Below are 1,490 nucleotides of genomic sequence, written 5' to 3'. Positions count from 1 at the left end.
CCACTACCGTTGCCGTCGAAGACACCATCGATACCACGACTGTGGCCGTCACTGCTGAAGCTGCGAAAGAAGGTGATGCGAACCTCACCTTCAACTTCCAGCTCAGCAATCCGCCGCAGGTTGGCAGCACCACGACCCTGACTGTAAATGTCGGTGGCACTAACTACACCGTTGATATCGATGCTTCCGGCAAGGGTACTCTGCTGGTTCCGAATACCAACGTTGAAGACGTCTACAAAGACGGTAGTGAAGTCACTGCGACTGTAACCGCGGTCAACGGCGGTAACTTCGAAGCTGTGGATCTGACTGGCGCGACCACCACCGTTGCTGTCGAAGACACCATCGACACCACCACCGTGGCTGTTACTGCCGAAGCTGCGAAAGAAGGTGACGCAAACCTCACCTTCAACTTCCAGCTGAGCAACCCACCGCAGGCGGGTACCACTGCTACCTTGACCGTTAACGTCGGTGGCACTGATTACACCGTCACTGTGGGCGCCGATGGCAAGGGCACTCTCCAGGTCCCGAACACCAACGTTGAAGACGTCTACAAAGATGGTAGCGAAGTCACCGCGACCGTCACTGCGGTCAATGGCGGTAACTTTGAAGCTGTGGATCTGACTGGTGCGACTACCACCGTTGCTGTCGAAGACACCATCGATACCACGACTGTGGCCGTCACTGCTGAAGCTGCGAAAGAAGGGGATGCCAACCTCACCTTCAACTTCCAGCTGAGCAATCCGCCGCAGGCGGGTACCACTGCTACCTTGACCGTTAACGTCGGTGGCACTGATTACACCGTCACTGTTGGCGCTGATGGCAAGGGCACCTTGTCGGTCCCGAATACCAACGTTGAAGACGTGTACAAAGACGGTAGCGAAGTCACCGCGACTGTAACCGCGGTCAACGGCGGTGACTTCGAAGCCGTCGATCTGACCGGCGCGACCACCACTGTTGCCGTCGAAGACACCATCGATACCACGACTGTGACAGTCACCGGCGTACCGGCGAAAGAAGGCGATGCCAACGTCACCTTCAACTTCGAGCTGAGTAACAAGCCTCAGGCTGGCAGCGATCCGGTCGTCCTGAACGTGCGCATCGGCAGCACCGACTACACCGTCAACATCGACAGCAACGGCAAGGGCTCGATCCAGGTCCCGAACCCGAACAGCGAAGACGTGTACAAGGACGCCAGCCAACTGGTTGCTACCGTCACTGGCGGCACTGGCGGCAACTTCGAGAAGATCGCCACTGGCGCGACCGGCACAGCGCAAATCGCTGACACCGAGACCCCAGTCACCGTCAAGGTCACCGGCGTTCCGGCCACCGAAGCTGATGCCAAGGTCACCTTCAACTTCGAGCTGAGCGACAAGCCTCAGGCTGGCAGCGCGCCAGTCGTACTGAACGTGCGCATCGGCAGCACCGACTACACCGTCAACATCGACAGCAACGGCAAGGGCTCGATCCAGGTCCCGAACCCGAACAGCGAA

1 protein-coding gene is annotated in these 1,490 nt (G+C 58.5%); it reads left to right on the top strand.

The window, feature by feature from the left end; genetic code table 11:
- Nucleotides 1-1,490: immunoglobulin-like domain-containing protein (locus IDM28_RS22105; RefSeq protein WP_223176022.1), on the top strand; the 1,490-nt coding region annotated here is incomplete at both ends.

The sequence above is a fragment of the Pseudomonas sp. EZ-C24 genome (genome assembly GCF_014525325.1).
Taxonomy (GTDB): Bacteria; Pseudomonadota; Gammaproteobacteria; order Pseudomonadales; family Pseudomonadaceae; genus Aquipseudomonas; species Aquipseudomonas shirazensis.
This window is presented reverse-complemented; position numbering and strand designations above follow the sequence as displayed.